1 protein-coding gene is annotated in these 270 nt (G+C 40.4%); it reads left to right on the forward strand.

The features are described 5' to 3' along the window. Window positions 1-172: 172 nt before the first annotated feature. Window positions 173-270, forward strand: a 98-nt coding sequence (locus tag SB822_RS57415; RefSeq protein ID WP_410859150.1) for a Tfp pilus assembly protein FimT/FimU, incomplete at its 3' end; no start/stop codon positions are given.

Below are 270 nucleotides of genomic sequence, written 5' to 3' on the forward strand. Positions count from 1 at the left end.
GTGGAGTAGATTGGGGCGTTCTTTCAAAAGATGTTCAACAATATAAAATGAATATTTATCTAGAGAAAACGGAAGCTCGGCTAATAAGAGTATTGGTTGAACTAGTGGAAGAACCTAATACTCATCCTAAAGCGCAGATGGAAACGGTATTGACGTGGGAAGGCGAGGCGCCATGAAAAAATGGATATTCAATGATCGTGGTATTACCCTAGTTGAGTTGTTAGCAGTACTGGCGGTTGGCTCGATTATCTTAAGTTTAGTCATCGGTAT

Origin of the sequence: Paraburkholderia sp. SIMBA_054 (genome assembly GCF_046534875.1) — a bacterium.
GTDB lineage: Bacteria > Pseudomonadota > Gammaproteobacteria > Burkholderiales > Burkholderiaceae > Paraburkholderia > Paraburkholderia hospita.